Raw genomic sequence first — 4575 nt, 5'->3', positions numbered from 1 at the left:
ATAGCGCCCGCGGCATATCCGCGAGACGCTCCCCCACGACCGGGAGGTGACGATGGACATCAGCAACCAGATCAAGACGCGACGCGAGGCGATGGGCCTCTCGCAAGAGCAGCTCGCCGAGAAACTCTATGTATCGCGCCAGACGATCTCCAACTGGGAGCGGGACAAGACGTATCCGGACGTCCAGAGCCTGCTCATGCTGAGCATCCTGTTCGACACCTCCATAGACACGCTCGTGAAGGGAGACGTGACCGTTATGGAAGAGGCTGTCGAGAGGGACCGCAAGCTCGCGGGAAAGCGCATGGTACGGCTCGCCCTGCTCATGGTCGCACTACTTTTCTTGGCATTTGCCCTGCTGTTGTCGCCCGCCTTTACTTGGCTGGAAAGGGCTTGGGGCACGGGCCCTGCAGCGGGGATGGTGTTTGCCCCGGCGGTTGGCGCGTTTCTCGTCGCGACGGTCCTGGAGCGCATCAAGCTCGAGAACGACCTGGTGACCTACCGCGAGATCCTCGCATTCATGAACGGCGAGGCCGACATCGAGCGCGACCCACGCGCCCTCCCCCGTCGCTCGTGGCCGACGAAGCACCGGCTGGCGTATGACCTGCTGGCCTTCATCGCCGCCGCACTCATCGGCGGCGTGATCGGCTATATCACGTGGGGGCTGCTGAACTAGACGGACGCGCCCCACGGCAGCCGAATGCTCGGTGTCGCGGGGCGCGCGCCTCAAATGAGGGACAGCCACGAAATCGAGGCTTTCGATTGAAATCAGCGTCCGTCCTCGGCCCGGGCATCATCGTCGTCATCGATCACGATCAAGGCGATTCCGCTAGCCAGGCTGCCGACGACCCAGGGAAGCCAGAACAAGCCGGAGACGCCCTCGGACGCACCCATGGCGGACGCGGCGAAAAGCCATACCAGCGCCATCATCGTGGCGACGAGCATGATCACCATGCAGGCCTTCCCCTTGCGATCGGCGGCGCCGCGACGCCTGGGGTTGTTAGCGCGCAGGTACGCCTCGCGGCTCTGTTGGTCGAGCTGCGCCAGCTCGTCATCGCTCAGCTCAACGGCCTCGAGCCATTCCTTGTTGTAGTCCGCAAGGTCCGTGCGCCCCCAGAGCATGCCCCAGTGGACGATCGTCCCGACGCCGAGCGCGACCAGCACCATCATCAGCGAATCGCCGTATACCTGCACGTTGGACTCGACCTCGAACAAACCGGCCACGGCAACCCCGAGCAAGATCATCGTGATGCCGGCGACGATCGCGATCGAGGCGCGGCGTCGAGCCGTCGCCTTCTCCTCCGCCGTGTAGAAATCCGCGACGTAGGGGTGCGCTTTGGCAAATGCGGCGTGGTCGATCCCCGCGGGAATGGTAAACGCGAGGCCGGCGGCAACGAACGCGAACGTAGCCAGGAGGACGATACCGTCCGAATGCATGACCTCGTCGGTGAAGATGGCTGCCGCCGCACCGAGGATGAAAAGCACGACGCCGATCGCAATTTTGCGCGAGAAGGCGACCATGTGCTCGTCGTAGCCGCATACATCCGTCGCCGGTCCTGCTGGAATAGCGCACGCGCCACCGATGGGAAATGCGCGCGCAGACCCCGCGGGAGCGCCGAGCGAAGCGTCGTGCGCAGCGACGGCCAACGAGGCGGCGGGCATGTCGCCGTCGACAATCGGTGAGGGCGCGTACGCCACGGAGCGGCCGTCCAGGTCCTCCCGGCCAGAAACCCCGCGACCGGACACGTCCCCGGTCACCAGATCGTCCAGCGAGCACTCGAAGATCTGGCACATCTTGATGAGCTTGTCCATCTCCGGGTAGGACTTCTCGGCCTCCCATTTGGTGACGGATTGACGGGATACCCCGAGCAACATAGCGAGTTGCTCCTGGGTCATGCGGCGCTCTGCGCGCAGATATTGCAGGTTGGTGCGGAAGCTCATGATGGGTCCTCTCGTTGGCTGGGACGAGAGTCCGAACGGCGCGATCCAACTCAATGCAGCGCCCGAACTCGACACCCAGCGTTTGGCGTTTTTCCTGCCGGCGACTTACACACTACGGTTGCCGCACGGCGAAAACCACCAACTTGAGGCTTCATTTTACGCAACCTGTAGGCACCTTGCGGTTGCAAACCCCAGGTAGATTACGCTATGGCAACAATTCACCCCGCAAATCAAGCGACCATCGGGCCACGTAGGCAGACTCGAAGCCGTCCCGCTCTCCGGCATCGCGCTTGCCGGAATTCCCATGCCGTCTGTCGGCAATAGAAACGCGTCCCCGCCCGGCCCGGTCATCGGCGGATACGATGTTCCCATAATGTGGACGGGACCGTTCCGCGCCCCGCATCCATCCGAACGAACGGAGAAGATCATGAAGAAAAGATTCCTCGCCGCGCCGCTCGCAACCCTCGCGGTCGCGTGCGCCATCCTTTTGAGCGCATGCGGAGGCCCCTCGATCGAAGACCAGATTCGCACCGACCTCACCGCAGCATTCGACACCATCTCTCCCGATAACGAGGAATTCGTCGACAGCATCGCCGATGCCACGGGCAGTTCGTTCGAGCTGCTGGACCTTGATGCGAAGGAATTCGCGGAAGGCTACTTCAGCGATTTCACCTACGAGATCGGTGAGATAACCGTCGACGAGAAAGCAGGCACCGCAACGGCCGATGTGAAAGTCAAGATGAAGCCCCTCACCGACGCCATGACCTCCTTTACCGAAGATTACGAGGAGTGGATCGCCTCCATCGATCCGACCGCGGTTCCAACCGAAGAGGAGCTGTACGCCAAGGGAGGCGAGCTGATGATGGCAGCCATCGAAGCCACGCCCACGGAGGAAAGCGACATCACCTTCGATTACTCGAAGAACGAAGATGGAACGTGGGCGCCGTCGGAAGGTGCCGAGCAGGCCATCCTCGGTGCGATGCTGTAAGCGTCGCCGCACATCGATGCATTCACCCCCGCCCGCAGGCGCCGTATCGGCTGCCCGCAGGCGGGGCTTCCATATCTCAAGGTCGAGGAGCGAGGCATGCCGGACCGCGCACACCGTCGTTCGAGCGGAAGACCGGGTCGACATAGCACCGAGGCAGTGGTAGCACCCGTTGCTTGCCGCAACGGGCCCATCAGGCGCACGCTTGCCACAACGCTCGAGGCAGGCAAGAGAAAGGAAGCCCCATGCTCAACGAAAACATCCAGGCCCTCAGAAAATCGAAGGGCCTCTCGCAAGAAGAGCTCGCGCTCAAGCTGAACGTGGTGAGGCAGACGGTTTCCAAATGGGAGCGCGGACTGTCGGTACCCGATGCCGAGATGCTCCTCGCGCTCGGCGAGGTACTCGGCACCCCGGTGAGCACGCTGCTGGGCGAGACCGTCCCCGCATCCGAGCCGGAGGGCCTGCAGGCGCTCTCCGAGAAACTCGAGGTGCTGAACGAGCAGTTCGCACGAGCACAGGAATCCAAGCGACGTTTGCTGCACGCCCTTTGCATCGCTATCGCCGCCGTCACGGCACTTGTCCTCCTCGCGTTGGAAGCGATCGGCGGCTCATATCTCGAGTGGGATTTCTCCAATCCGGAATACGCGGTGGCTGCAACGTTGCTCCACGGGTTCGAATGGATCTTTGCGCGGGCCGCGCCCATCGTCCTGCTCGCCGCCGTCGCGGGAGCTATCGCCACGAGAAGGAAGGCATAGCACGGGAATTGGAACCAACCCCCCTCCGAGCAACAGCCCGTTGCTCGACATGCCCGAGCACTACTGCCAAAGCTGCGGCATGATGTTCACCGAGCCGGGCCAGCATGGACACGAGGCGGATGGAACCGAGACCGACGAGTTCTGCCGCTGTTGCTACGACGAGGGCGCGTATACCTACGAGACTACGATGGAAGAGATGATCGAGGACTGCGCACCGCGCATGGCCCAGAACATGGACTGGTCCGTGGACGAGTGCGCGTCGCTCCTAGGCGCCATCCTACCGACGCTCCGCAGGTGGAAGAGAAATGCCTAGCCAGTCATGTGGCGCCTATTTACCACGATGCTTGCGACGCTTCCTTTCACGCCGATCTTCCCAGCGAGAGCGCGCTTCATCCTGACGCCGCGCCGCCCGGTCTTCTCGCCGCCCATCCTTGACACGCTCTCGCTCGCGAGCGAGAGCCAGTTGCGAAGCAGTCGATGATCCGTGCTGGCGCATCGCCTTGGCCGCCGCGCGGGCACGACGCTTGGGGTTGCCGGGCAACCGCCCGGCACGTGGCCCAACAGGCTCCGTCTCCGCACTCAGGCGCAGGCTCGACCAGCGCTCAAGCACCCACGCATAGACCTCTTCATTCGAAGGCTCTGCACCAAACACCACGCGCGCAACACTCAACATGCCGCTCTCGACATGCTCGACCACGCCCACCCAGAACTGACCGTCGTGATAGACCGTCAGGGTCGATGAGACCTCACTCTTTCGCATAGCCGCGACCTCCTTCTATGTAGGGCTACGCGAAGAAGGGACAACCAAGGAGGCAGGTTACTGGCGGGCGCTCGCCCACGGCCCGACTACCCGACGGGCACTGTGTTTTTATCTTCGATGGGCATCATTGTAACTCC

At 62.9% G+C, this 4575-nt stretch carries 6 protein-coding genes; 4 read left to right on the top strand and 2 right to left on the bottom strand.

All coding sequences use genetic code 11. From position 1 onward, the window contains the following. Window positions 1-52 precede the first annotated feature (52 nt). Complete coding sequence (locus I2E26_RS05135; RefSeq protein WP_195419867.1) at window positions 53-673, top strand: helix-turn-helix transcriptional regulator; 621 nt, start codon at window positions 53-55, stop codon at window positions 671-673. 92 nt (window positions 674-765) lie between these two features. Here the strand turns inward: I2E26_RS05135 and I2E26_RS09080 are convergent, their stop codons facing one another. Continuing rightward, window positions 766-1938: a helix-turn-helix transcriptional regulator gene (locus I2E26_RS09080; RefSeq protein ID WP_229056427.1), complete on the bottom strand. Its 1173-nt coding sequence runs from the start codon at window positions 1936-1938 to the stop codon at window positions 766-768. A 427-nt stretch (window positions 1939-2365) separates the two neighbouring features. Here I2E26_RS09080 and I2E26_RS05125 point away from each other — a divergent pair, with 427 nt between their 5' ends. The 3 genes from I2E26_RS05125 (at window position 2366) to I2E26_RS05115 (ending at window position 3991) form a co-directional block, all read left to right on the top strand. Continuing rightward, window positions 2366-2926, top strand: coding sequence for a hypothetical protein (locus tag I2E26_RS05125; protein ID WP_195419866.1), 561 nt, complete (start codon window positions 2366-2368; stop codon window positions 2924-2926). Window positions 2927-3168: 242 nt separating this feature from the next. Continuing rightward, window positions 3169-3678, top strand: a complete 510-nt coding sequence (locus I2E26_RS05120; protein WP_195419865.1) for a helix-turn-helix domain-containing protein — start codon at window positions 3169-3171, stop codon at window positions 3676-3678. Between the two features lie 49 nt (window positions 3679-3727). Further along, entirely contained in the window at window positions 3728-3991 is a 264-nt protein-coding gene (locus tag I2E26_RS05115; protein WP_229056428.1) for a zinc ribbon domain-containing protein, read from the top strand. Window positions 3992-4006: 15 nt separating this feature from the next. Here I2E26_RS05115 and I2E26_RS05110 read toward each other — a convergent pair whose 3' ends face one another. Next, window positions 4007-4438 carry a YjdF family protein gene (locus tag I2E26_RS05110; protein ID WP_195419864.1) on the bottom strand — a complete coding sequence of 144 codons (432 nt, stop codon included), beginning with the start codon at window positions 4436-4438 and terminating at the stop codon, window positions 4007-4009. Window positions 4439-4575: the final 137 nt, after the last annotated feature.

It is taken from the genome of Collinsella sp. D33t1_170424_A12 (assembly GCF_015554865.1).
GTDB lineage: Bacteria > Actinomycetota > Coriobacteriia > Coriobacteriales > Coriobacteriaceae > Collinsella.
This window is presented reverse-complemented; position numbering and strand designations above follow the sequence as displayed.

Excerpts from the sequence above, each read along its gene's own strand:
- I2E26_RS05120 (WP_195419865.1), top strand. The coding sequence starts at position 3,169 with ATGCTCAACGAAAACATCCAGGCCCTCAGAAAATCGAAGGGCCTCTCG.
- I2E26_RS09080 (WP_229056427.1), bottom strand. The coding sequence starts at position 1,938 with ATGAGCTTCCGCACCAACCTGCAATATCTGCGCGCAGAGCGCCGCATG.
- I2E26_RS05115 (WP_229056428.1), top strand. The coding sequence starts at position 3,728 with ATGCCCGAGCACTACTGCCAAAGCTGCGGCATGATGTTCACCGAGCCG.
- I2E26_RS05110 (WP_195419864.1), bottom strand. The coding sequence starts at position 4,438 with ATGCGAAAGAGTGAGGTCTCATCGACCCTGACGGTCTATCACGACGGT.
- I2E26_RS05125 (WP_195419866.1), top strand. The coding sequence starts at position 2,366 with ATGAAGAAAAGATTCCTCGCCGCGCCGCTCGCAACCCTCGCGGTCGCG.
- I2E26_RS05135 (WP_195419867.1), top strand. The coding sequence starts at position 53 with ATGGACATCAGCAACCAGATCAAGACGCGACGCGAGGCGATGGGCCTC.